18 protein-coding genes, 1 tRNA gene and 1 pseudogene are annotated in these 22,746 nt (G+C 62.3%); 9 read left to right on the forward strand and 11 right to left on the reverse strand.

The window, feature by feature from the left end; translation table 11 throughout:
- Window positions 1-31: 31 nt before the first annotated feature.
- Window positions 32-505 carry an Lrp/AsnC family transcriptional regulator gene (locus FFS12_RS02140; protein ID WP_137885317.1) on the reverse strand — a complete coding sequence of 158 codons (474 nt, stop codon included), beginning with the start codon at window positions 503-505 and terminating at the stop codon, window positions 32-34.
- Window positions 506-705: 200 nt separating this feature from the next.
- Between FFS12_RS02140 and FFS12_RS02145 the strand changes: the two genes are divergently transcribed.
- Window positions 706-4,173, forward strand: a complete 3,468-nt coding sequence (locus FFS12_RS02145; RefSeq protein WP_137885318.1) for an indolepyruvate ferredoxin oxidoreductase family protein — start codon at window positions 706-708, stop codon at window positions 4,171-4,173.
- Between the two features lie 157 nt (window positions 4,174-4,330).
- On the forward strand, window positions 4,331-5,386 hold the full coding sequence (locus FFS12_RS02150; RefSeq protein WP_137885319.1) for a Glu/Leu/Phe/Val dehydrogenase dimerization domain-containing protein: 1,056 nt from the start codon (window positions 4,331-4,333) through the stop codon (window positions 5,384-5,386).
- 3 nt (window positions 5,387-5,389) lie between these two features.
- Here FFS12_RS02150 and FFS12_RS02155 read toward each other — a convergent pair whose 3' ends face one another.
- Complete coding sequence (locus FFS12_RS02155) at window positions 5,390-5,872, reverse strand: GNAT family N-acetyltransferase (protein ID WP_137885320.1); 483 nt, start codon at window positions 5,870-5,872, stop codon at window positions 5,390-5,392.
- A gap of 246 nt (window positions 5,873-6,118) precedes the next feature.
- Here FFS12_RS02155 and FFS12_RS02160 point away from each other — a divergent pair.
- Window positions 6,119-6,193: transfer RNA gene (locus tag FFS12_RS02160), tRNA-Arg, on the forward strand.
- 259 nt (window positions 6,194-6,452) lie between these two features.
- Here FFS12_RS02160 and FFS12_RS02165 read toward each other — a convergent pair.
- The gene (locus FFS12_RS02165) at window positions 6,453-6,884 is read right to left on the reverse strand and encodes an anti-virulence regulator CigR family protein (RefSeq protein ID WP_137885321.1); all 432 of its coding nucleotides are present in this window, start codon (window positions 6,882-6,884) and stop codon (window positions 6,453-6,455) included.
- A 474-nt stretch (window positions 6,885-7,358) separates the two neighbouring features.
- Here FFS12_RS02165 and FFS12_RS02170 point away from each other — a divergent pair, with 474 nt between their 5' ends.
- Entirely contained in the window at window positions 7,359-7,796 is a 438-nt protein-coding gene (locus FFS12_RS02170) for a group II truncated hemoglobin (RefSeq protein ID WP_137885322.1), read from the forward strand.
- Window positions 7,797-7,914: 118 nt separating this feature from the next.
- Here the strand turns inward: FFS12_RS02170 and FFS12_RS02175 are convergent, their stop codons facing one another.
- The 7 genes and pseudogenes from FFS12_RS02175 to puuE all read right to left on the reverse strand — a co-directional run bounded on the left by FFS12_RS02175 (window position 7,915) and on the right by puuE (window position 14,094).
- Window positions 7,915-8,778 (reverse strand): outer membrane protein OmpK, encoded by an 864-nt coding sequence (locus FFS12_RS02175; RefSeq protein ID WP_137885323.1) that lies wholly within the window; start codon window positions 8,776-8,778, stop codon window positions 7,915-7,917.
- 184 nt (window positions 8,779-8,962) lie between these two features.
- Window positions 8,963-9,259: pseudogene (locus FFS12_RS02180) on the reverse strand (solute carrier family 23 protein); the annotation flags it as partial.
- 317 nt (window positions 9,260-9,576) lie between these two features.
- Entirely contained in the window at window positions 9,577-10,884 is a 1,308-nt protein-coding gene (locus FFS12_RS02185; RefSeq protein ID WP_137885324.1) for a urate hydroxylase PuuD, read from the reverse strand.
- A 51-nt stretch (window positions 10,885-10,935) separates the two neighbouring features.
- Window positions 10,936-11,439 (reverse strand): ureidoglycolate lyase, encoded by a 504-nt coding sequence (locus tag FFS12_RS02190; protein ID WP_137885325.1) that lies wholly within the window; start codon window positions 11,437-11,439, stop codon window positions 10,936-10,938.
- A gap of 139 nt (window positions 11,440-11,578) precedes the next feature.
- Window positions 11,579-12,574 carry an allantoicase gene (gene alc / locus FFS12_RS02195; RefSeq protein ID WP_137885326.1) on the reverse strand — a complete coding sequence of 332 codons (996 nt, stop codon included), beginning with the start codon at window positions 12,572-12,574 and terminating at the stop codon, window positions 11,579-11,581.
- A gap of 63 nt (window positions 12,575-12,637) precedes the next feature.
- Window positions 12,638-13,153, reverse strand: coding sequence for a 2-oxo-4-hydroxy-4-carboxy-5-ureidoimidazoline decarboxylase (uraD, locus tag FFS12_RS02200; protein ID WP_137885327.1), 516 nt, complete (start codon window positions 13,151-13,153; stop codon window positions 12,638-12,640).
- Entirely contained in the window at window positions 13,150-14,094 is a 945-nt protein-coding gene (gene puuE, locus FFS12_RS02205) for an allantoinase PuuE (protein ID WP_137885328.1), read from the reverse strand. Before puuE ends, uraD begins: the two co-directional genes overlap by 4 nt.
- 432 nt (window positions 14,095-14,526) lie before the next feature.
- Here puuE and uraH point away from each other — a divergent pair, with 432 nt between their 5' ends.
- From uraH to FFS12_RS02230, 5 genes are all read left to right on the forward strand, one after another.
- The gene (gene uraH, locus FFS12_RS02210; RefSeq protein ID WP_137885329.1) at window positions 14,527-14,880 is read left to right on the forward strand and encodes a hydroxyisourate hydrolase; all 354 of its coding nucleotides are present in this window, start codon (window positions 14,527-14,529) and stop codon (window positions 14,878-14,880) included.
- Between the two features lie 738 nt (window positions 14,881-15,618).
- A complete protein-coding gene (locus tag FFS12_RS02215; protein WP_137885330.1) occupies window positions 15,619-16,992 on the forward strand; it encodes a glutamine synthetase family protein in 1,374 nt (457 codons plus the stop codon).
- A gap of 7 nt (window positions 16,993-16,999) precedes the next feature.
- Entirely contained in the window at window positions 17,000-18,391 is a 1,392-nt protein-coding gene (locus FFS12_RS02220) for an aldehyde dehydrogenase family protein (protein WP_137885331.1), read from the forward strand.
- A gap of 2 nt (window positions 18,392-18,393) precedes the next feature.
- The gene (locus FFS12_RS02225; RefSeq protein ID WP_137885332.1) at window positions 18,394-19,554 is read left to right on the forward strand and encodes an iron-containing alcohol dehydrogenase; all 1,161 of its coding nucleotides are present in this window, start codon (window positions 18,394-18,396) and stop codon (window positions 19,552-19,554) included.
- 163 nt (window positions 19,555-19,717) lie between these two features.
- Complete coding sequence (locus FFS12_RS02230; protein ID WP_137885333.1) at window positions 19,718-21,271, forward strand: amino acid permease; 1,554 nt, start codon at window positions 19,718-19,720, stop codon at window positions 21,269-21,271.
- A gap of 824 nt (window positions 21,272-22,095) precedes the next feature.
- On the opposite strand, the gene FFS12_RS02240 is transcribed toward FFS12_RS02230, so the two are convergent.
- On the reverse strand, window positions 22,096-22,722 hold the full coding sequence (locus tag FFS12_RS02240; protein ID WP_137885334.1) for a LysE family translocator: 627 nt from the start codon (window positions 22,720-22,722) through the stop codon (window positions 22,096-22,098).
- Between the last annotated feature and the right edge of the window lie 24 nt (window positions 22,723-22,746).

A 22,746-nucleotide genomic window follows, 5' to 3' on the forward strand; every position in this document is an offset into this window, starting at 1 on the left:
GTTTTGCAACGGACGGTTAAATCAGATCCAGCTAAACCAGATCCAGCGGCAACTCCGTGGTGCGCTTGACCTCGCTCATGGCGATGTTCGAGTGCGCCTCCAGCACATGCGGGCGTTGCAGCAACTGGTCGCGCAGGAAGCGCTCGTAGCTGCCGATATCCCGCGCCACCACCTTCAGCAGGTAATCCGAACCGCCGGCCATGGTGTAGCACTCCAGCACTTCCGGGTAGCCGACTATGGCCTCCTCGAACTCCTTGAGGTTGTTGCGCCCGTGGGCGGAGAGCTTGATGTTGACGAATACGGTGATGGAGAAGCCCAGGCGTTGCGGGTTGAGCAGGGCAACCTTGCGCTCGATCAGGCCTTCCTCCTGCATGCGCTGGATGCGCCGCCAGCAGGGCGATTGCGAGAGTTCGACCTTTTCCGCTACCGCCGCCGCCGAGAGGTCGGCGTTGTGTTGCAGCAGGCGCAGAATCTTGCGATCGATGGGGTTTAGTGGAGCCTGCATGAATGAGTCCGATATTTTGTTTATGTTGGAATGATCATGCGCAATATTGGCTTTCAAGCCCGAAAATAGAAAGAAAAAATCGGTACCGCTCGGTCATATTCTTAGCCAGCCGTCTCGTGCAGCGATCCTGCCCGAGGCCGAACGAAGATGGCATTAACCGTTGCCATCGAGGTCGCCATAAAAACAACAGGAGCGCCCGCATGTCTCTGGCCGAGATCCGCCTGGATGACAAGTACCGGCTTGCAACCGGTCATCTGTACCTCACCGGCACCCAGGCACTCACCCGCCTACCGATGCTGCAAAAACAGCGTGACACGGCCCATGGCCTGAACACCGCCTGTTTCATTTCCGGCTATCGCGGTTCGCCCCTGGGTAACCTCGACAAGAGCCTCTGGGAGGCCAAGACTTTCCTCCAGGAAAACGCCATACACTTCCAGCCCGGGGTCAACGAAGAGCTGGCGGCCACCTCAGTCTGGGGCAGCCAGCAGACCAGCCTGTTCCCCGGCGCGCGCTACGATGGCGTGTTCTCCATGTGGTACGGCAAGGGCCCGGGCGTCGACCGGTGCGGCGACGTGTTCAAGCATGGCAACTCGGCCGGTGTGTCGCCCCATGGCGGCGTCCTGCTGCTGGCCGGTGACGACCACGGCTGCAAATCCTCGAGCATCGCCAACCAGAGCGAGCATGCCTTCATCGCCGCCTCGATCCCGGTGCTGAACCCGGCCAACGTCCAGGAAATCCTCGACTACGGCATCATCGGCTGGGAGCTGTCGCGCTACAGCGGTTGCTGGGTGGCGCTGAAGACCATCGCCGAGAACGTCGATTCCTCCGCCGTGGTGGACGTCGATCCACTGCGCATGGAGGTACGGTTTCCCGAAGACTTCGCCCTGCCCGAAGACGGCGTGCACATCCGTTGGCCGGACCCGCCGCTGGCCCAGGAAAAGCGCCTCAATATCTACAAGATCTACGCCGCCCGCGCCTTCGCCCGCGCCAACAAGCTCAACCAGGTGACGCTCGACTCGCCCAATCCGCGCCTCGGAATCATCACCACCGGCAAGTCCTACCTCGATGTGCGCCAGGCCCTGGTCGACCTCGGCCTGGACGACGAGCTGTGCGCCAAGGTCGGCCTGCGGGTGCTCAAGGTCGGCATGAGCTGGCCGCTGGAGCCGGTCTCGGTGCACGAGTTCGCCGAAGGCCTGGACGAGATCCTGGTGGTGGAGGAGAAGCGCAGCATCATCGAGGACCAGCTCACCGGCCAACTCTACAACTGGCCGGTGGGCAAGCGCCCGCGGGTGGTCGGCGAGTTCGACGAGGACGGCCACTCCCTGCTGCCGAACCTTAGCGAGCTGACCCCGGCGATGATCGCCCGGGTCATCGCCCGCCGCCTGGCGCCGATCTACAGCAGCGAGCAGATCGAGTCGCGCCTGGGCTTCCTCGCCGCCAAGGAACAGGCCCTGGCCGCGCCCAAGCACAGCACGGTACGCACCCCGCACTTCTGCTCCGGCTGCCCGCACAACAGCTCGACCAAACTGCCGGAAGGCAGCCGCGCCCAAGGCGGCATCGGCTGCCACTACATGACCCAGTGGATGGACCGCAACACCGACACCTTCACCCAGATGGGCGGTGAGGGTGCGACCTGGATCGGTCAGGCGCCGTTCACCGACACCCCGCACATCTTCCAGAACCTCGGCGACGGCACCTACTTCCACTCCGGTCAGTTGGCCCTGCGCGCGGCGGTCGCGGCCGGGGTCAATATCACCTACAAGATCCTCTACAACGATGCGGTGGCCATGACCGGCGGCCAGCCCATCGACGGCGAACTGCGCGTCGACCAGCTCAGCCAGCAGGTCTTCGCCGAAGGGGTGAAGCGCATCGCCCTGGTTTCCGATGAACCGGAGAAGTACCCGACCCGCACCACCTTCGCGCCCATCGTCAGCTTCCATCACCGTCGCGAGCTGGATGCCGTGCAGCGCGAGCTGCGCGAGTTCAAGGGCGTCTCGGTGCTCATCTACGACCAGACCTGCGCCACCGAGAAGCGCCGCCGGCGCAAGCGCGGCAAGCTGGTCGACCCGGCCAAACGTGCCTTCATCAACCCGGCGGTGTGCGAAGGCTGCGGCGACTGCAGCGTGAAATCCAACTGTCTCTCGGTGCTGCCGCTGGAGACCGAGCTGGGGCGCAAGCGCGAGATCGACCAGAATTCCTGCAACAAGGATTTCAGCTGCGTCGAGGGCTTCTGCCCGAGCTTCGTCACCGTGCATGGCGGCAGCCTGCGCCAGCCGGAAGCGGTAGGTGCCGGTGTGGTATTCGCGGCACTGCCGGAACCAACCCAGCCCACCCTGGAACGGCCGTGGAACATTCTCCTGCCGGGTGTCGGCGGCAGCGGCGTGACCACTGTCGGCGCGCTGCTGGGCATGGCCGCGCACCTCGAAGGCAAGGGCTGCAGCGTGCTCGACCAGGCCGGTCTGGCGCAGAAGTTCGGCCCGGTGATCACGCATATCCGCGTTGCCGCCAAACAGGACGACATCTATGCCGTGCGCATCGCCGCCGGTGAGACCGACCTGCTGCTCGGCTGCGATCTGGTCGTCGCCGCCAGTGAAGAAGCGCTGGCCAAGCTCAACGAGCGCATCGCCACCGCCGTGGTGAACAGCCATGAGGCGGCCACCGCCGAATTCACCCGCAACCCGGATGCCCAGGTGCCAGGGCAGGCCATGCAGGAAGCGCTGATCGAGGCGGTGGGCCAAGACAAGACCCACTTCATCGATGCCACGCGCCTGGCCACCCGCCTGCTCGGCGACAGCATCGCCACCAACCTGTTCATGCTCGGCTACGCCTACCAAAAGGGCTTGGTACCGGTCTCCGCCGCCGCCATCGAGCAGGCCATCAGGCTCAACGGCGTGGCGGTGAAGCTCAACTGCGAGGCCTTCCTCTGGGGCCGCCGCGCCGCCCATGACCTGCCGGCCGTGGAGAAACTGGCCACGCCGGTGGAGCAGGACGCACCAAGCTGCGAAACCCTGGACGAGGTCATCCAGTTCCGCATCGACTACCTCACCGCCTACCAGGACGCCGCCTACGCCAAGCGCTACAGCGATCTGGTGGAGCGCGTGCGGCTGGCCGACAGCGATGTCGACAAACAACTGACCGAAGCCGTAGCGCGTTACTACTTCAAGGTGCTGGCCTACAAGGACGAGTACGAAGTGGCGCGGCTCTACAGCAACGGTGATTTCCGCAAGCAACTGGAGGCTCAGTTCAGCGGCGACTACCACCTGGAGTTCCACCTGGCGCCGTCCTGGCTGGCCAAGCGCGACCCGGTTACCGGCCAGCCGCGCAAGCGTCAGTTCGGCCCCTGGATGCTGCGCGCCTTCGGTCTGCTGGCCAGGTTCAAGTTCCTGCGTGGCAGCGTCTTTGACGTGTTCGCCTACAGCGAGGAGCGTCGCCAGGAACGCGAGCTGATCGGCCATTACCAGGACAGCATCGAAGCGTTGCTCGCCCACCTGCGGGCAGACAACTACCACACGGCTGTGGCTATCGCCGAGTTGCCCGAGCAGATCCGCGGCTACGGCCACGTCAAGGAACGCGCCATGGCCAAGGCCCGCGAGCATGAGGCGCAACTGCGCACCCGGCTACTGGCCGGTGAACTCCAGGTGGTGCGGCTCTACGAATCGGCCGCCTGAGCAAAGCCCCTCTCCCTTTGGGAGAGGGGTTGGGGTGAGGGAAATGCAGGGTACCCGGCATTTCCCTTATCCGGCCCTTCGGACCACCTTCTCCCGGCGGGAGAAGGGAACAGACTCATCCCCCAGCATTCAACAACAAGAAATCCGAGGAATCCGCATGTCCGTTTTCTCCCACGTCGAATTCGATGGTCACGAGCAGGTCGTCTACGGCCACGACAAGGCCTCCGGCCTGAAAGCCATCATTGCCATCCATAACACCAACCTCGGCCCGGCCCTCGGTGGCTGCCGCATGTGGCCCTACGCCGATGACGAGCTGGCCCTGCGCGACGTGCTGCGTCTGTCCCGTGGCATGACCTACAAGTCGGCCCTGGCAAACCTGCCATTGGGCGGCGGCAAGGCGGTGATCATCGGCGACCCGCATACCGGCAAGAGCGAAGCGCTGTTCCAGGCCATGGGCGATTTCGTCGATAGCCTGGGTGGGCGCTACATCACCGCCGCCGACTCCGGCACCGGTGTGGCGGAAATGCAGATCATGGCCGAGCGCTCCCGCCATGTGGCAGGCGCCGGGCAGCGCGAAGCCTTCGACGGCGGCATCCGCAATGGCGACCCGTCGCCGTCCACCGCCTACGGCGTGTTCATCGGCATTCAGGTAGCGGTGAAGCACCGCCTGCGCCGCGATGACCTGCGTGGCCTCAAGGTAGCGATCCAGGGCGTCGGCCAGGTCGGCTTCAGCCTTGCCCGGCACCTGAAAGAGGCCGGTGCCGAGTTGTGGGTGACCGATATCGTCGATGCCAACGTGCGCCGCGCGGTCGAGCAACTGGGCGCCAAGGCGGTGAGCCAGAACGATATCTACGGGCTGGATGTGGACGTCTTCGCACCCTGCGCCATGGGCGGCATCATCAACCGGCAAACCCTCGAGGCGCTGCGCGCGCCGATCATCGCCGGGGCGGCGAACAATCAACTGGCCGACTGGCAGCTGGCCGAAGAGCTGAAGCGCAACGGCTGCCTCTATGCGCCGGACTACGCGATCAACGCCGGCGGCATCATCGATGTGTATTTCGAGCGCAGCGGCGGCAGCGCCACCGAGCTGAAGGCGCATATCGAAGGCATCGGCAATACCCTGCAGCAAATCTTCCTCCGCGCCGATCAGGAAGGCCGCACGACCACGGCCGTGGCCGATCGCCTGGCCGAGGAACGCTTCGGCGCGAAGTAGGGATCAATCCAGGGGTAGTGCCAAGCTGATCCCATAGTGCTGAAAACCCAGGGCCGTGTAAAAACGATGCGCGGCCTCGCGGCTCTGGTTGGTGGACAGCACCAGTTTGTAGCAACCCCAGGCGCGGGCACGTTCGGCGGCTTTTTCGATCAGCGCCTGGCCGATACCCAGGCCACGCTGCTGGCTGTCCACCACCATGTCTTCGAGAACTGCCGAGCGCGCGAAGTTGTGCGCCAGGTGCTCGATCAGATTGAGCGTGCAGGTGCCGAGCAGTTGGCCGTCGCGCTCGGCCACCAGCACTTCGCGGCTGGCCGGTAGCTCGGCCAGGCGTAAAGCCAGCAGGGTTGGATCGGGCCGTGGGTCATCGCTGCCGAGTTGCTGCAACAAGCTGGCGAGTTTGGTGGCATCCGCACCGCAGGCCGCGCGCAGGCTGAAGGTGGCGAACGGCGAGTCGGGTAAGTGAGCGGCATTGGGGGCGTGTGACATGGCGGCGCTCCTGCGGGGTTCAGTTGAGTATGGGTAACGCGGATTGCTACGGCATGACAAAAGCCTCGGCGGTCGCTAACATGCCGCCCCCTTGGCCTGTCGTGCACTGTTTAGCACGATAGTCGGCAGATTCCCCTCGCTCAACTGGATGGAGCATCCCTGCGAAGGGCAAGGAGGGTGGTTCTTCTAGAGATCCATCTACTGCACCGTTGGAAACGGGTAGAATCTGCCGCGGCTTCACATCTTGTCTCCTTAGTTCAATGGATAGAATAAGCCCCTCCTAAGGGCTAGATGCTGGTTCGACTCCAGCAGGGGACACCAACTTAGTCAGTTTGCCGGGCTCCTTGTGTTGCGCATCGCAGCCAATGCTTGCGGGCAAACTCAGCTGAAAGGCTGGCCGGAATCTGCTCGGCTAGTCTGCTTCTCTCCCGCGGCGCATTAATCCTTATCTCTCGTTGCAGCGCGTGCCTGCGCCCCCGTAGTTTTTGCATCCTGGTTTTTGCTGCGCGCCTGGCGATGAGCAGCAAGGCCGGGGTGCTGGCAGCGGCCCACGGCTGAGTCGACCGGCAAGGGGTGAGGCTTAGTCCAGAATGTCGTGCAGCACTTCATAGATGAGGCCAGTCGCAAGCGCTACCAAGACGACGTCGCGGCCGACTTGCTGCCACTCATAGCCATCGTAGTGCGGCAGCCTGCCTAGCAGGCGGCTGTCGAAGCGTTTGGCAATGCCAGGCGGTAATGGCTTACCGCGCGCCAGGTTCTTTTGGATTCCCGGGGGTAGGGATTGCACAGGACCAATCAGGTCCCGGTTATCCCCGAGGATGATACGTACCCGACCTATGTCTATCTGCGGGCCGTTGAGCTTGATGGTGACGTCGTGGTCGTCGTAGCCGCCACCAGCAGAATAGTTGTCTGGCTTGCCGTGAGCATTTTTAGGGGCGGCCATCGGTGCCGGCGTACTCAGCGCTAAAGCCAGGCTGGTGAAGAGCAGCAGAACGGAACGTGGATGGGGCATGCATGAGACTCCTCGGTGTCAGCGGTGCGCATGGGAGCGCCAGCCTAGGTGCTGTTTTATCCGAGCTTAGCGGTGCATTTCGATTCAGTCATGGCGCTTCGACTCACTGCTGTTAGGGTTCTCACTCGCCGAGGGTGTTTTTCGTTTTGTGTAAACGGTCATTTGGCAGGAGACTGCCAGCCTCAAGGAGTCCTGATGAGCGTACCGAAGCGCACCAAACGGGCGAAGCCCGATCCCGAGCTGCTCAAGCTGACCGACAGCCTGCTGGCCAACCACACTTTCTGGACGTCGGAATCCGTTGGTTGTCCCAGCAACCGGCCTCAACGGTACGTGCGATGGCGCCCCGGCAAGCCGGGTCACGCCTCTCATGTGTCCGATGGAGGTGTCGGTCGGTTGAGCAGACGCAGAGCGTCTTGGGCTGCATTCCCACGCTGGAGCCTGGGAACGATCGAATTAATCGTGAGGTATCAATCCATGTCCTCCAGTACAACCCCCGTGTTCGGCGTCGGTGATGCGTCTTTCCTGGCGGCCGGTGGTCTCGAAGGCATTAACAAGTTGGTCGACGATTTCTATCGAATCATGGATGAGTCCAGTGACATCGCCAGCGTCAGGCAAATGCACGGCAAGAGCCTGGATCTGGCCCGTAATAAGCTGGCGAGTTTCTTGTGTGGCTGGCTGGGCGGGCCGCGGCTGTATGCGGAGAACTACGGGCCGATCAATATTCCGCAGTTCCATGCGCGTTGGCCGATTGGCGAGGGGGAGCGCGATGCGTGGTTGCTCTGTATGCAAAGAGCCATCGCCCGGCAGCCCTATTCGCCGGAGTTTGCGCAGTATTTGCTGGCGCAGTTGCGGGTGCCGGCTGAGCGTATAGTGCAAGCGAGCGGTATCTTGCATGGTCGCAAAGAGCCTTAAGCCTTTGCTGCGCTTGTTTGCCGCCGGTCAGTCGCAGCCAATGAAAAAGGGGGATAGCGCTCAGCGCCATCCCCCTTGGTGTTAGCCGTTACCGCCTACCCGGCAGCGGCCAAGTGCTTTAGAAGTGGTATTTCACCAGCGCCTGTACGGCAGCCTGGTCGAAACCATCGCCGGAGCCGTCGACGGGTTTGAGGCCGTACTTGTTGTGCCACATGTTCAGCTCGGTGCCGACGTAGAGTGTGCGCTCTTCGCCGAACAGGGCCTTGCCCGCATCCCATTTGACCTGGATCGAGGAGCCGAGCGAGGTCTGGGTGCCGGCATCCTTGGAAGGGCTGCGCCAATCGATGTAGCCGTCGACGACGAAGCTCTGCTTGCCGACGTTGAAGGGGTAGGCGCCAGCGACGGTCAGCTGCTCGGCATAGCCTGGGCCGCTGGTGTCGGCGAAGAACACGTGGTCGTTGATCTTGACCCGATACAGGTTGGTCTGTAGGAAGGCGAAGCCGGGCACGTTCCAGTCCAGACCGATGCCGTACAGGTAGTTTTCGGTGCCGGGGCCGCCATTGCCTTTTTCATACACGAAGGCTGCCAGGACGTCCTTCAGCGGGCCGACCGAGAGGCTTTGGCCGGTCAGCCAGCTGCCGCTGACCCGGGGATTAATCTCCATGTAGTAGAAGCTGTCGTTCTCACTGGCATGGAAGGTGCCCTGGTCAAAGCTGCCGCCGTACTGGAGGTTGTCCGCATCGATGTAGTCGTAGAAGGCAAAGATGTCGCCCCACTTCCAGCCGCTGGCGTGCTCGAAGCTATAGGTAGTTTGCGAGCGCTGTTCTTCGGCGTCGAAGTTCATTTCGTTGAAGTTGCTGCCATTCAGGTAGGTCAGGCTATTGTCTTGCCAGTGCAGCAGGTCGCCGGCGATGGCCGCCTGGCTACCGGTCAACAGACCGGCTGACAGGGCGAGGCAGTGTGGTAGGTGCTTCAGGTTCATACGGTTTTCCTTGTTGTAGTGGTTTACAGGGCTTCTCATCCCGAGCGTTGGCCGCGGCACTGACGTGCGTTGCAGGTCAGTGCGTTGGCCGTCTCCAGGGGTGAAGAGGGGACCGGCGCCCAGCACCTCAACTCGATAGGTTAGCTGGTGTTGGCCGGGTTAGAGGGTTCGCTAGGCTTGGGTTGCTGATGGCGGACAGGCGCATGCCTTGCAGGCAGAGCAGGTCGGAGCCCACCGGGGCGAAGCGGCGCGCCTGGATGAAGGTGCCGAGGCCGGAAACGAACAGCGCCATGCTGATCGGGTAGGGCGCCTCACTCAGCAGGCCGAGGGCGCCACCGATGATCAGGGTGATGATGCCGCCGAAGCTCGCCAGCACCTGTTGTAGGGCGGCGAAGATCGCTGCGCTGAAGTGCGGCCGGTCTTCCAGGCCATAGATAAGGTCGGAGCCGTTGTTGCTACGTGAGCTAGCGGGTGTGGTCATGGTTAGCCTGCCAATTATTTTTATTCGGTCATGGGCTTACGCGAGAGGGCTATTGCTCCTCTCGGCCTGATCGAACGGCAAAGCTGTCCGGTCGGTCAGGTTGCGAAGACTATAACTAGTTGTGGACATTTTGAATAACAATTTATTTGATAATTGTGTACATAATTTTGGGCGATTTTTCGGGCGGGAGTGAAGGCGGGGAAGGACTGCTAGCGGGGGGCGGTGTAGCTGGGAAATACAGGGATGGACGCCGATGGCGCGCCGCCTCTCCCCATTGGGGAGAGGCTAGGGAGAGGGGGTGACCTTCAGCAAATGGATCAGTTGGTCTGAGCGCCTCGGGCAATCCAGGCACCGATCAGGTCGCGCTCTTCCTGGGTCATCTGGGTGATGTTGCCCAGCGGCATGGTTTGCGTGGCGACAGCCTGGGCCTGGATCTTCGCCGCCAGTTGCTGGATTTGCTCGGGCGTATCGAACATCACCCCGGCAGGTGCGCTGCTGAACATTGGGCTGGTCGGCTTGGCCGAGTGACAGACGGTGCAACGCTCTTGAATCACGCTATGCACTTTGTCGAAACCAGCGGCGGCTTGAGTCGGTGCGGCGTTGGCTGCTGCTGGCGCCTTAGCCGGTGCGGCAGGGGCTGTCGCCGCGGGCTTGGCGCCGCTGATCGCGGTTGCCGGAATGGGCGCGTATTCGATGACTGCGGTTTTCGCCACTTCAGGGCTGGTCGACTTCAGGCTCGGGCCGGTGACGAAGGCCAGGCAGATCATGCCCAGTGCGCCGGCTGGCAGGGTCCAGGCGAACTTGTTGCTGTCGTGACGGGTGTTGAAGTAGTGACGCACCAACACCGCCAACACCGAGATTCCAGCCAGGATCAGCCAGTTGTACTGGCTGCCGTAAGTGCTCGGGAAGTGGTTGCTGATCATGATGAACAGCACCGGCAGGGTGAAGTAGTTGTTGTGCCGTGAACGCAGCAGACCCTTGGCCGGTAGGGCCGGGTCCGGCGTGCGGTGCTCTTCGATGGCTTTAACCAGTGCGCGCTGGGCTGGCATGATGGTACGGAAGACGTTACCGACCATGATGGTGCCGATGATGGCGCCGACATGGATGTAAGCACCGCGACCGCTGAACACTTGGCTCAGGCCAAACGATGCGGCGACCAGTAGCACGAACAGCACCAGGCCGAGTAGGGCCGGTTGCTTGCCCAGCGGCGAGTCGCAGAGGAAGTCGTAGACGAACCAACCGGCGATCAGCGAGGCGATGCCGATGGCGACTGCAACGCCCGGGGCCATGTCGCTACCCGGTGCCACCAGGTACAGCGCCGGGTTGAGGTAGTAGACCACCATCAACAGGGCGACGCCGGACATCCAGGTGAAATAGGCTTCCCATTTGAACCAATGCAGGTTGTCCGGCATTTTCGGCGGGGCCAGCTTGTATTTCTCCAGGTGATAGATGCCGCCACCGTGGATCGCCCACAGGTCGCCGGCCAGCCCCTCCCGTGGGTTGACGCGATTCAGGTTGTTTTCCAACCAGACGAAATAGAACGAGGCACCGATCCAGGCGATGCCGGTAATCATGTGAACCCAGCGGATGCTCAGGTTCAGCCATTCAATCAGATGTGCTTCCACAGTCTTTTCCTCTTTCACCTATCACCGACACGCCGGCTTCCAGGTCTTCTCTTATTGGTGGGGGGTGAGGAGCAAACACTCATCCTCGGTGAAAAAATGCTCATCGCAGTTGTTGCCAGAACCGCTGCGATCAACCACCAGGAAGTCATCCCGCTTTTCGATCGTCAGCACCGGGTGGTGCCAGACGCCGCGATGGTAATTAACGCCCTGCCTGCCATTACTGCGGAAGGCCCGGACTAACTCTGATTCAGGTGCATCGCCAAGTGGCGCGACCACGATCAGAAAGGGGTTGCCGAGCAGCGGTATGAACGCCTGGCTGCCCAGCGGATGACGCTCCAGCATGCGTATGCACAACGGCATTTCCAGGGCTTGGGCGCTGAAGATGCTGATGATCGCCTTATCCTCCGGCTGCGCGGTCTCGACCGTAGCCAGTTTGTGATAGCGGCGAGTGGAACCGTTGTTGATCATGAAGTAATCGCTGCCCTCGGTTTCGATGACATCACCGAAGGGGGCGAAGGCTTCTTTGCTCAGCGGCTCGATTATTAGTTTGCGCATGCTGGTCTACTTGTTCAGGTTGCTTTTATTCCCCTCTCCCTCCGGGAGAGGGGTTAGGGGTGAGGGAAACGCGGGCTGAGCTCGGTGTTTCCCTCATCCGCCCTTCGGGCACCTTCTCCCGGAGGGAGAAGGACATAGGTTACTTCGCCACTTTGCCGAACAGGCGCAGGCGGCTGATACCACCGTCCGGGAACACGTTGATGCGCACGTGCGTCACCGGGCCGAGGGCGTTGATCTGCTCGGCGAACTCATGCTCGGCGTGCATCGAGAGCTTCTGGTTCGGCAGCAGTTCACGCCAGAACAGGCTTTGCGTCTCGATCTGGCTGTCGGTGCCGCCTTTGACAAAGGCCGCCTGGATCGAGCAGCTGTCCGGGTAGTTGCCTTTGAAGTGTAGGGTGTCGACCACGATGCGCTGGATCTCGCCCGGGTGACCGAGGGCAACTATCACCCAGTCGTTGCCCGGCGTACGGCGGCGGGCGGTTTCCCAGCCATCGCCCATGTTGATGCCGCGGCCCGGGTTGAGGATGTTGCTCATGCGCCCGAAGTGTTCGTCCGAGCAGGCCAGGGCGCGGCCGCCGTTCAGGGCGCTAGCCAGATCGAGCTGTTCGTTGCCGCCCACCGAGGACCAGTCGCGGAACGGGATGCCGTAGACGCGTAGACGGGCTACACCACCGTCCGGGTAGATGTTGAAACGCAGGTGAGTCCAGGCCTGGTCGTTGCTGATCTCGTGGTAGTGGTGGCTGTTGCCTTGCAGCTCGACGGCGCTCAGCACTTCGGTCCACTGGGTCGCTTCGCTCGGGTCGCCTTCGACCACGAAGCAGGCTTCGAGGGAGGCGGACGGTGGGAAGTTACCGGTGAAGAAGCTGGTGTCGATATCCACACCCTTGATCGAGCCCGGCACACCCAGGCGGATCACGGCGCTGTCGTAACCTTCGAAGCGCTTGCGGCGCGACTCCCAGCCATCCATCCACTTGCCGTTGTCATCGAACACGCCTTCTTTCCACACCGCCGGGGTCGGCTGGAACAGGCGGTTGACGTCGGCGAACCAGTCGTCGGTGACGGAGATGGCTTGGGTGCCGAGACGGGCATCGGCGAGGTTGACGAATTTCTCGAAGGGTACGGCGTAAGCTTTCATTGGTTGTCTGCCTTACTTAGGGGCGGGAGAGGTGGCGGCCTTCTGTTCTCTATAGGAGCAGGCTTACAGGGTTTGCAGCCGGAACAGCGCGATCTTGTTGATCTCGGCCAGCGCCCGGGTGAACTCGGCGTCCGTCGAGTTATGAATGCGCTCTTCGAATGCCGCCAGGATCTGGTGCCGATTGCTGCCTTTAACCGCCATGATGAAGGGAAACGCGAACTTCGCCTTGTAGGCGTCGTTCAGCTCGGTGAAGCGTTGAAACTCTTCGGCCGTGCATTCATGGATGCCGGCACCGGACTGCTCCGAGGTGCTGGCCTGGGTCAGTTCACCGCGCACCGCCGCTTTACCTGCCAGGTCCGGGTGGGCATTGATCAGGGCCAGTTGGGCGGCCTTATCGGCGCTCAGCAGGACATCGGCCATGCGCTGGTGCAGGTTGTCGATAGCGTCAACGCTAGCATCCAGGCCCAGGTCAAAAGCCTTTTCGGCGACCCAGGGCGAGTGTTCGTAAATGTCGGCGAAGGCCGCGACGAAGGCTTCGCGCGTTAGTTGCGAAGGTGTCAGTGTCTGGAAGCGGCTCATTTAGAGCTCTCCTGTTTGCAAGGCTGCTTTTGAAAAGGATGGCTGGCGTGCCAGTGGCGGGCGATATCGACGCGGCGGGTGAACCAGACCTGCTCATGGCTTTGCGCGTATTCAATGAAACGTTGCAGGGCCGCCAGGCGCGCCGGCCGGCCGATCAAGCGGCAGTGCAGGCCGATGGACAGCAGCTTCGGCGCCTCGGCACCTTCTGCGTAGAGCACGTCGAAGGCGTCTTTCAGATAGGTATAGAAGTCGTCGCCGCTGTTGAAGCCCTGCACCTGGGTGAAGCGCATGTCATTGGTGTCCAGGGTGTAGGGAATCACCAGGTGCGCGTTGCCGGTCGGGTTGTTGCTTTCCCAGTAGGGCAGGTCGTCGTCATAGGTGTCGGAGTCATAGAGGAAGCCACCTTCCTCCATCACCAGGCGGCGGGTATTCGGGCCGGTGCGGCCGGTGTACCAGCCCAGCGGACGCTCGCCGGTGATCTCGGTGAGGATGCGGATGGCTTCGAGCATGTGCTCGCGTTCCTGGGCCTCGTCCATGTACTGATAGTCGATCCAGCGGTAGCCGTGGCTGCAGATCTCGTGGCCGGCGGCGGCCATGGCGCGGATCAGCTCCGGATGGCGCTGGGCGGCCATGGCCACGGCGAAGACGGTCAGCGGGATATCGAACTTCTTGAACAGCTTGAGGATGCGCCAGACGCCGGTACGGCTACCGTATTCGTAGAGCGATTCCATGCTCATGTTGCGCGCGCCTTGCAGCGGCTGCGCGGAGACCATCTCGGAGAGGAAGGCTTCGGATTCTTGATCGCCGTGGAGGATGTTGCGCTCGCCGCCTTCCTCGTAATTCAGCACGAAGGAGATCGCGAGGCGCGCGTCGCCCGGCCAGTGCGGATGGGGAGGGTTGTTGCCGTAACCGATCAGGTCGCGAGGGTAGTCAGCGCTCACTGCAGTCTTCCTTCTATAGATGTTGCGATCGCTGTGGGTGCCTGAGGGGTTCGGGCGTGGGCGACCGTGATGGAGTGATTGTATACAAAGTGCACGATGTTTTGTAAATCTAAAATTTCACTTTTTCTCGCTGCAATGTGCTCGCGGACAGAATGGCCGAGTGTTCAGGCGTTACCGCCTCAAACGCTGAGGTGACTGAGGGTGCTAGACCCTTGTGGTAAAGCCGAGGCTTGGATTGATGCCGGCTACGGGCGAAAATTATTGTGTACAATTTTAAGTTAAAATGTCTTATATTTTTCGAGTCGCGTGTTATGCTGGGCTCGCGCCGGGGCTTTTGGCCTGTGCGGCGTACCGAATTCAACTGAGTAAAGGAGGCGTGGTGTCTGTGTGTTCGCTCGGCGAGCGTAGAGTGCGCGCAGATGCCCTGAACCAATGGGACGTTTAACGACGCATGTATTGGATGCCGCGCACGGCTGCCCCGGCAGCGCGATCAAGGTCGAGTTGTATCGGGTCGAAGCCGAACGGCTGGAGCTGATTGCAACCGTGCTGACCAACCACGATGGCCGCTGCGATGCGCCGATCCTGCAGGGCGCTGACTACGTCAGCGGGGTCTACCAGTTGCAGTTCCACGCCGGTGACTACTACCGTGCCCGTGGGGTCGAGCTGCCCAGCCCGGCCTTTTTAGATGTTGTGGTGCTGCGCTTCGGCATCAGCGCCGAGCAGGACCACTACCACGTACCGCTGCTGATTTCGCCTTACAGCTATTCCACCTACCGGGGTAGCTAGTGGCCTGTGTGGGCTAGTTCAATTAGTCAATTTCGGCGCCTGAAGCCCCGATACTGCGTTGCCGCTCCTCGCCATAGCCCTGCTATGACTCGTCGCGGCGCCTTGTCTCAGGACTCCAGGCATCCGAACTTGAGTTAACCAACTAGCCGTACAGGCCACGAGGCACCGAAACACGGTTACCCTCGACTCCTTTGGAAGAGTTTTTAGCCCGTTCACACTGCGGGCTTTTTTTCGTTCTTTATTTGTCAGCGGCTAGGCGGGCTTAGCGCCAGTCCTATCCGGTTGGCTTGGCAGCGAATTAGGTACTGGCTGATTCCTGGTTTGGGGGCGGACGGCGCTCCGTCCGCTACTGCTTTACCAGGCGCCAGGAAAACTCGGCTATCCCCAAGTATCCCCGTCATTCCCGCTAGGCTCTGTTGACGTGAGCCCGCCGCCAGTCCCTGCTGGTCGGTGGCGCTGTGCGCGCCGAGCGGGTTAATCGCCCCGATGGTTGTGTGGATGCCGCTCAGCGCCGCGGCAGCACCCACTTCGGTGCCGCTGGCCGGCGCCTGTTTCTGTCCCGGCTCCCTGGCGAGCGACCGTACCAGCATTTAATCGCCGCGCCTGACGAACGGCCGGAGTGGTCTAAGCTTTTTTCATCGAGTCATAGTGCTAGTACGGGCAAGGACTCAGCAGTGAATGTCAGTAATCCCTGAATCTCAAGCAAACCGGCAACTCGAACAGATCAGGACTAACTTCATGACCGAGCCTCTGCTCAGCTTCGATGAACTCAAGCAGGCCGCCGCCAGTGGCGAGATCGACACGGTATTGGCCTGCATGGTCGATATGCAGGGGCGCCTGGTTGGCAAGCGATTCCAGGTCGAGTTTTTCCTCGACAGCGGCCATGAAGAAACCCACTGCTGTAACTACCTGCTGGCCGACGACATCGACATGGAGCCGGTGCCGGGTTACGCCGCCGCCAGTTGGAGCAAAGGCTACGGCGATTTCGTGCTGAAACCCGACATGGCCACCTTGCGTCGCGTGCCTTGGCTGGAGTGCACGGCGCTGGTGCTCTGCGATGTGCTCGATCACCACCATAGGCGGGACTTGCCGCACAGCCCGCGGGCAATCCTGAAAAAGCAGGTGGCGCGCCTGCGCGAGCGCGGCTACACCGGCATGTTCGCCTCTGAACTGGAGTTCTACCTGTTCGACGAGAGCTACGAGGCGATCCACGAGCGGAACTACCAGCACCCGAAGACGGCCGGCCACTACATCGAGGATTACAACATCCTGCAGACCACCCGCGAGGAGCCGGTGTTGCGGGCGATCCGCAAGCATCTGCAGGCATCCGGCGTTCCCGTGGAAAACTCCAAGGGCGAATGGGGGCCGGGCCAGGAGGAGATCAACGTCCGTTATTGCGACGCCCTGACCATGGCCGACCGCCACGTCATCATCAAACATGCCTGCAAAGAGATCGCGCAGCTGCAGGGCAAGGCGATCACCTTCATGGCCAAGTGGCGCTACGACCTGGCCGGCTCCAGCGGCCATATCCACGGTTCGCTGTGGGACAAGAATGCCAAGAAGCCGCTGTTCTTCGACCCCAAGGCCGAATTCGGCATGTCGAAGCTGATGCGCTCGTGGGTTGCCGGACAGCTCAAATACGCCAACGACATCACCTATTTTCTTGCGCCCTATATCAACTCGTACAAGCGCTTCCAGGCCGGCACCTTCGCGCCGACGCGGGCGGTGTGGAGCCGGGACAATCGCACCGCCGGCTTCCGTTTGTGCGCCGAAGGCAGCAAGGCCATCCGCATGGAGTGCCGCATCGGCGGCGCCGACCTCAATCCCTATCTGGCCTTCGCCGCCTTGATCGCCGCGGGCCTGGCCGGCATCGATGAACAGCTCGGCCTCGCGGCGCCTTACGAGGGCGATGCCTACCTCGACGAACAGTTGCCGGAAGTGTCGAAGACCCTGCGCGATGCCACCGCTGCGCTCAGGGCCTCGACCATGTTGCGGCAGGCGTTCGGCGACGAAGTGATCGATCACTACGCGCACACCGCCGACTGGGAGCAGAAGGAATACGACCGGCGGATAACCGACTGGGAACTGCGGCGCGGCTTCGAGCGCTATTGAGAAGATTATGACGGCGATGATTCAACTCATCTCACCGGTCGATGGCCGGGTCTACGCCGAACGCCGCTGCGCCGATGCGGCGCAGATTGAGTTCGCGCTGGCTGCTGCCTCAGCCGCCCAGGCGCAGTGGCAGCGCCGGCCACTCGCCGAGCGAGCCGCTTATTGCAGCGCCGCGGTGGACGCGATGCTGGCGATGAGCGATGAAATCGTTCCAGAATTAGCCTGGCAGATGGGCCGTCCGGTGCGTTTTGGCGCCGGTGAGCTACGCGGTTTCGAAGAGCGCGCCCGCCACATGATCGCCATCGCGCCGCAAGCCCTGGCCGCGCTTGAGCCTTCGCCGCAAGCTGGTTTCCGTCGCCATATCAAGCGCGAACCGCTGGGCACGGTGCTGGTCATCGCACCCTGGAATTACCCCTACCTGACGGCGGTGAACTCCGTCATCCCGGCGTTGATGGCCGGCAACAGCGTGATCCTCAAACACGCCTCGCAAACCCTGCTGGTCGGCGAACGTTTCGCCGAGGCGTTCCGCCGCGCCAATCTGCCAGCGGGGTTGTTCCACAACCTGCTGCTCGAGCATGGGCAGACCGCCGCCCTCATCGCCTCGGGGCGCGTGCAGCAGGTGAATTTCACCGGCTCGGTCGGCGCCGGCAAGGCGGTGGAACAAGCCGCTGCGGGTCGCTTCCTCGGCCTGGGGCTGGAGCTCGGCGGCAAAGACCCGGCCTACGTGCGGGCCGACGCCAACCTCGAGCATGCGGTGGAAAACCTGGTGGACGGCAGCTTCTTCAACTCTGGGCAGAGCTGCTGCGCCATCGAGCGTATCTATGTCGATGCAGCAATTTACCCTGTCTTTGTCGAGCGCTTCGTCGCCTTGACCCGCCAATACGTGCTCGGCAACCCGTTGGATGAGGCCACCAGCCTCGGCCCGCTGATCACACCAGGCGCCGCCGAATTTGTCCGCGGGCAGATCGCCGAAGCAGTGGCAATGGGGGCCAAGGCGCTGATCGATCCGCAAGCCTTTCCCGCCGATGCGCCGGGCAGCGCCTATCTCGCGCCGCAGGTGCTGGTGGACGTCAATCATCGGATGTCGGTGATGCGCGAGGAGAGCTTCGGCCCGGTGGTCGGCATCATGCCGGTGGCCAGCGACGAAGAAGCCATCGCCTTGATGAACGACAGCGAGTTCGGCCTCAGCGCGTCCATCTGGACGCAGGATATCGACGCCGCCGAACGCCTCGGCGACGAACTCGCCACCGGCACCGTGTTCATGAACCGCTGCGACTACCTGGACCCGGCCCTGGCCTGGACCGGGGTGAAGAACAGCGGGCGCGGCGCCACGCTGTCGCGCCTAGGCTATGAAACCCTGACCCGGCCGAAATCCTTCCATCTGCGCCACGAGGTCTGAGCATGATCCTGACCGCCAACTGGAACTACCCCACGAGCATCCGCTTCGGCGTCGGCCGCATCGCCGAGCTGGCCGAGATCTGTCGCAGTCAAGGTATCCAACGACCGCTGCTAGTCACCGACAGTGGCCTGGCGCGCGCGCCGATCACCACGGCGACGCTGGAGTCTTTGCGCGCCGGCGGCCTCGCGGTGGCGCTGTTTTCCGACCTCAAACCCAATCCGATCGAAGCCAACCTGGCTGGCGGGCTCGATGCCTACCGTGCTGGCAAGCACGATGGTGTGGTCGCCTTCGGCGGCGGCAGCGGCCTGGATATGGGCAAGCTCATCGCCTTCATGAGCGGGCAGACCCGGCCGGTGTGGGATTTCGAAGACATCGGCGACTACTGGACGCGCGCCGACGAAGGCGGTATCGCCCCGGTCATCGCGGTGCCGACCACCGCCGGCACCGGTTCCGAGGTGGGCCGTGCGGCGGTGATCATCGACGAGCGCACGCACACCAAGCGCATCATCTTCCATCCGAAGATGATGCCGCGCGTGGTCATCAGCGACCCGGCCCTCAGCGTCGGCATGCCGGCGAAGATCACCGCCGGCACCGGCATGGATGCCTTTGCCCATTGCCTCGAGGCGTACTGCGCGCCGGGTTTCCATCCCATGGCCGACGGCATCGCGGTGGAAGGCATTCGCCTGGTCGCGAATGCCCTGGTGCGGGCGGTACGCACCCCCTCCGACCTCGACGCGCGGGCGCAAATGCTGGCGGCCGCCGCGATGGGCGCCACCGCATTCCAGAAAGGCTTGGGCGGCATGCACGCGCTCGCGCATCCGGTGGGCGCCCTGTACGACACCCATCACGGCATGACCAATGCCACCTTCATGCCCTATGTGTTGCAATTCAATCGTGCGGCCATCGAGGAACGTATCACCCGCCTGGCGGCTTACCTGCGCCTGCCGGCCCCGGGCTTCGAGAGCTTCCTGGCCTTCGTGCTCAAGCTGCGCAAGGACATCGGCGTGCCCCATACACTGCCTGAGCTGGGGGTGGATGACCGGCAGGCCGATCTGATCGCCGACATGGCGATTGTCGACCCTTCCGCCGCCGGCAACCCACGACCATTGACGCGGGAAGGTGCCGCCGAGATTTTCGCCGCGGCTTTCCACGGCCGTATTTAGAGCAGTCGTCTGTCCATGGCCTTGGTTCGAGCACGCAGCATGGATGGGTTTTAGCAGGAGCAGTACGACAAGGGGTCGAGTAGCAGGCAAAGGCGAGGCCAGCCCATTCGGCAACGCACAGCGCGGATAGAGGTGTATCAAAACCTACTTAGGGGCACACATTATGAGTCCAGTAAGCCAACCCGGCGCCACTGCGCCGCAAGACGATGACGTCAAGTTGTTGCACAGCATGGGCTATGCCCAGGAACTCTCGCGACGAATGGGCGTTTTCTCTAACTTCGCCATTTCCTTTTCGATCATCTGCATCCTCTCGGGTGGCATCAACTCGCTGGCACAGGGCATTTCAGGCGCGGGCGGTGCGGCTATCGGCATCGGCTGGCCGCTCGGCTGCATGATTTCCGGAGTTTTCGCCATGGCCATGGCACAGATCTCCTCGAGCTACCCAACCGCTGGCGGTCTCTATCACTGGGGTTCGATTCTCGGTAACCGCTTCACCGGCTGGCTGACTGCCTGGTTCAACCTGCTGGGGCTGGTGACCGTGCTCGGCGCGATCAACGTCGGCACCTACTACTTCTTTTTCGGCGCCTTCGGACCGGCCCTGGGCATGGAAGACACCATCACCACTCGGATCATTTTCCTGGCGATCCTGACCGGCATCCAGGCGTTGTGTAACCACTTCGGCATCGGCCTGACCGCGAAGCTTACCGACTTCTCGGGCTATCTGATCTTCGCCACGGCGATCGCGCTCACCATCGTCTGCCTGATAGCGGCACCCAGCTATGAGTTCGTCCGGCTGGTGACCTTCGGCAACTATTCCGGCGAGGCCGGCGGCAACGTCTGGCCCCAAGTCTCGAACGGCTGGATTTTCATGCTCGGCCTGCTCTTGCCGATCTACACCATCACCGGCTATGACGCCTCCGCGCATACCTCCGAGGAGACCCACCAGGCAGCCCATTCGGTGCCGCGCGGCATGGTCATGTCGGTGGTCTGGTCGTTGCTGTTCGGCTGGGTCATGCTCTGCTCCTTCGTACTCATGCTGCCGAGCATGGACGAGGCGGCGAAGCAGGGCTGGAACGTGTTCTTCTGGGCGATGGATACCCAGGTCAACCCGGCCGTCAAGATGGCGCTTTACCTCGCGATTTTCATCTCGCAGTTTCTCTGCGGATTGGCCACCGTGACCTCGGTCTCGCGCATGATCTTCGCCTTCTCACGAGACGGCGGCCTACCCTGCTCGAAAGCACTGGCCAAGGTCTCACCCACCCACCGCAGCCCGGTGGCGGCAATCTGGACCGGGGCGATTCTGGCGGTGTTGTTCGTCTGGGGCTCGTCCCTGGTATCGATCGGCGAAACGCCGGTTTACACGATTGTCGTGTCTTGTACGGTGATCTTCCTGTTCTTCTCCTTCGTCATTCCCATAGTGCTCGGGCTGTTCACCTACGGGACCTCGAAGTGGCCGAGCATGGGGCCGTGGAACCTGGGGCGCGGGCTGTTCTCATTGTTCGCGATCCTCTCGATCATCTCGATGGTGGTGATCTTCGTCATCGGCATCCAGCCGCCTAACGATTGGGCGCTGTACATCACCATCGGCTTTCTGATCCTCACGGCAATTGTCTGGTTCGCCTTTGAAGCGCGGCGCTTCCAGGGCCCACCCGTGGGCGAGATGATCGCCAAGCGTCAGGCGGAGATCGCCGCCGCTGAAGCGGCTTTGGACAAGTAAAGGCAGCGCTGGTCAGCGCGATGCAAAACGGGGCGCTGAGCGCCCCGTTTCTTTGGTGCGCCCAGCATGGGCGCAATCTTGTGGGTGAAAGTCCCGCCGTGAGCTGACCACAGCGAACGAAGTGAAGCGCAACTGCATGAGGGCGACCGAGTGTGGGGAGGAAGCGTGGAGCGAAGCCGTGAGCCGATGAACAAGAACCGGATAGAAGGCGATGCCGACCAGGGTGAGCGGGCCAAAAACCGCGAAACTCTTGTGGTCAAAGGGCGGCAGCGTAGATCCGGCGGTTGTGCGGTGAAGGATTGCGTTCTTACCTGGGGAGATCTCGCCTTGCGCCTGAAAGGGCGACGGCGCAAGCCGGAGCGAGAAGTCAGCAGAGGCCATAGTAGTCAAATAGTTGAGTCACTGTAGGCTCGAAACACCTGACGAAGGGCCGAAGGAGTAGGAGGGTAAGTGCCCTGGCTATCGGAGTTGAAATGCCTCAGATGATCGCGTAAGCGAAGCTCGCCAATTATGTCCTGCCAGGTGAAGCCTGAAAGGCAACGGCAGCGAGGAATCATCTCCGCCGAGTCGGAAAACACAACCCCAGGCATCGGGCCGGGAGAGTCACAAGTCCGATGACCTCAACTGCTCCAACCGCCCGGTGCGGACCCGCATGCCGGGTGGTGTGGGAGGGGCGCAGCTTCGGCTGCCCCCTATCCCGATTGCAGCCCGGCGAGTTCAGGTTAACGCTCGTGCGCCCCAGGCATGCGCTAAACCCCGCTAATCAGTCGCGCATGACCGAGGGGGCGGTGGGGGCTGATTGCCAACGCCTGGCTTCAAGCGGCTTAACGACTCAGCAATGAAGCCGTACCCGCCCCGGCGAACAGCCCTGCGCTGATCCGGTTGAACCACACCTGCCCCTTGCCTGAGCGCAGAAAGCGCGCGGCGCCGCGTGCGCTCAGACCGTAGAACAGCTTGCTGGCCAGGTCGAGCACTGTCCAGGTGGCGATCAGCACCAGCAGCTGAGTCAGTAGCGGGCGCTCGGCGCTGATGAATTGCGGCAGGAAGGCGGCGAAAAACAGGATGTCCTTCGGGTTGCTGGCGCCCAGACCAAAGGCCTTCCAGAACATGCTGCGCCAACTTGGGTTGACGGGCTGTTCTTCGGCGTTCGCCGGTTTGGCCGCCTGGCGCGATTCGCCCCAGCTTTGCCAGGCGAGATAGAACAGATAGAGCGCGCCGACGATTTTCAACCCGCTGAAGAGTCTTTCCGAGGCGAGCAGCAAGGCGCCAAGCCCGAGGGCGGAGGTGCTGAGCAGGCAGATCGAGGCGCTGACGCCACCGAGAAAGGCCGGCAAGGAGCGGCGCAGCCCATAGTTCAGGCTGTTGCTGACCATCAGCAAGGACAGTGGCCCGGGGATCAGGATCACGATCAGCGCGGCGCTGCTGAACAGCAGCCAGGTTTCCAGGCTCATTTTGCTTCTCTCCAGATGTTGCTT

Source organism: Pseudomonas sp. 2FE (assembly GCF_005503735.1).
GTDB lineage: Bacteria > Pseudomonadota > Gammaproteobacteria > Pseudomonadales > Pseudomonadaceae > Aquipseudomonas.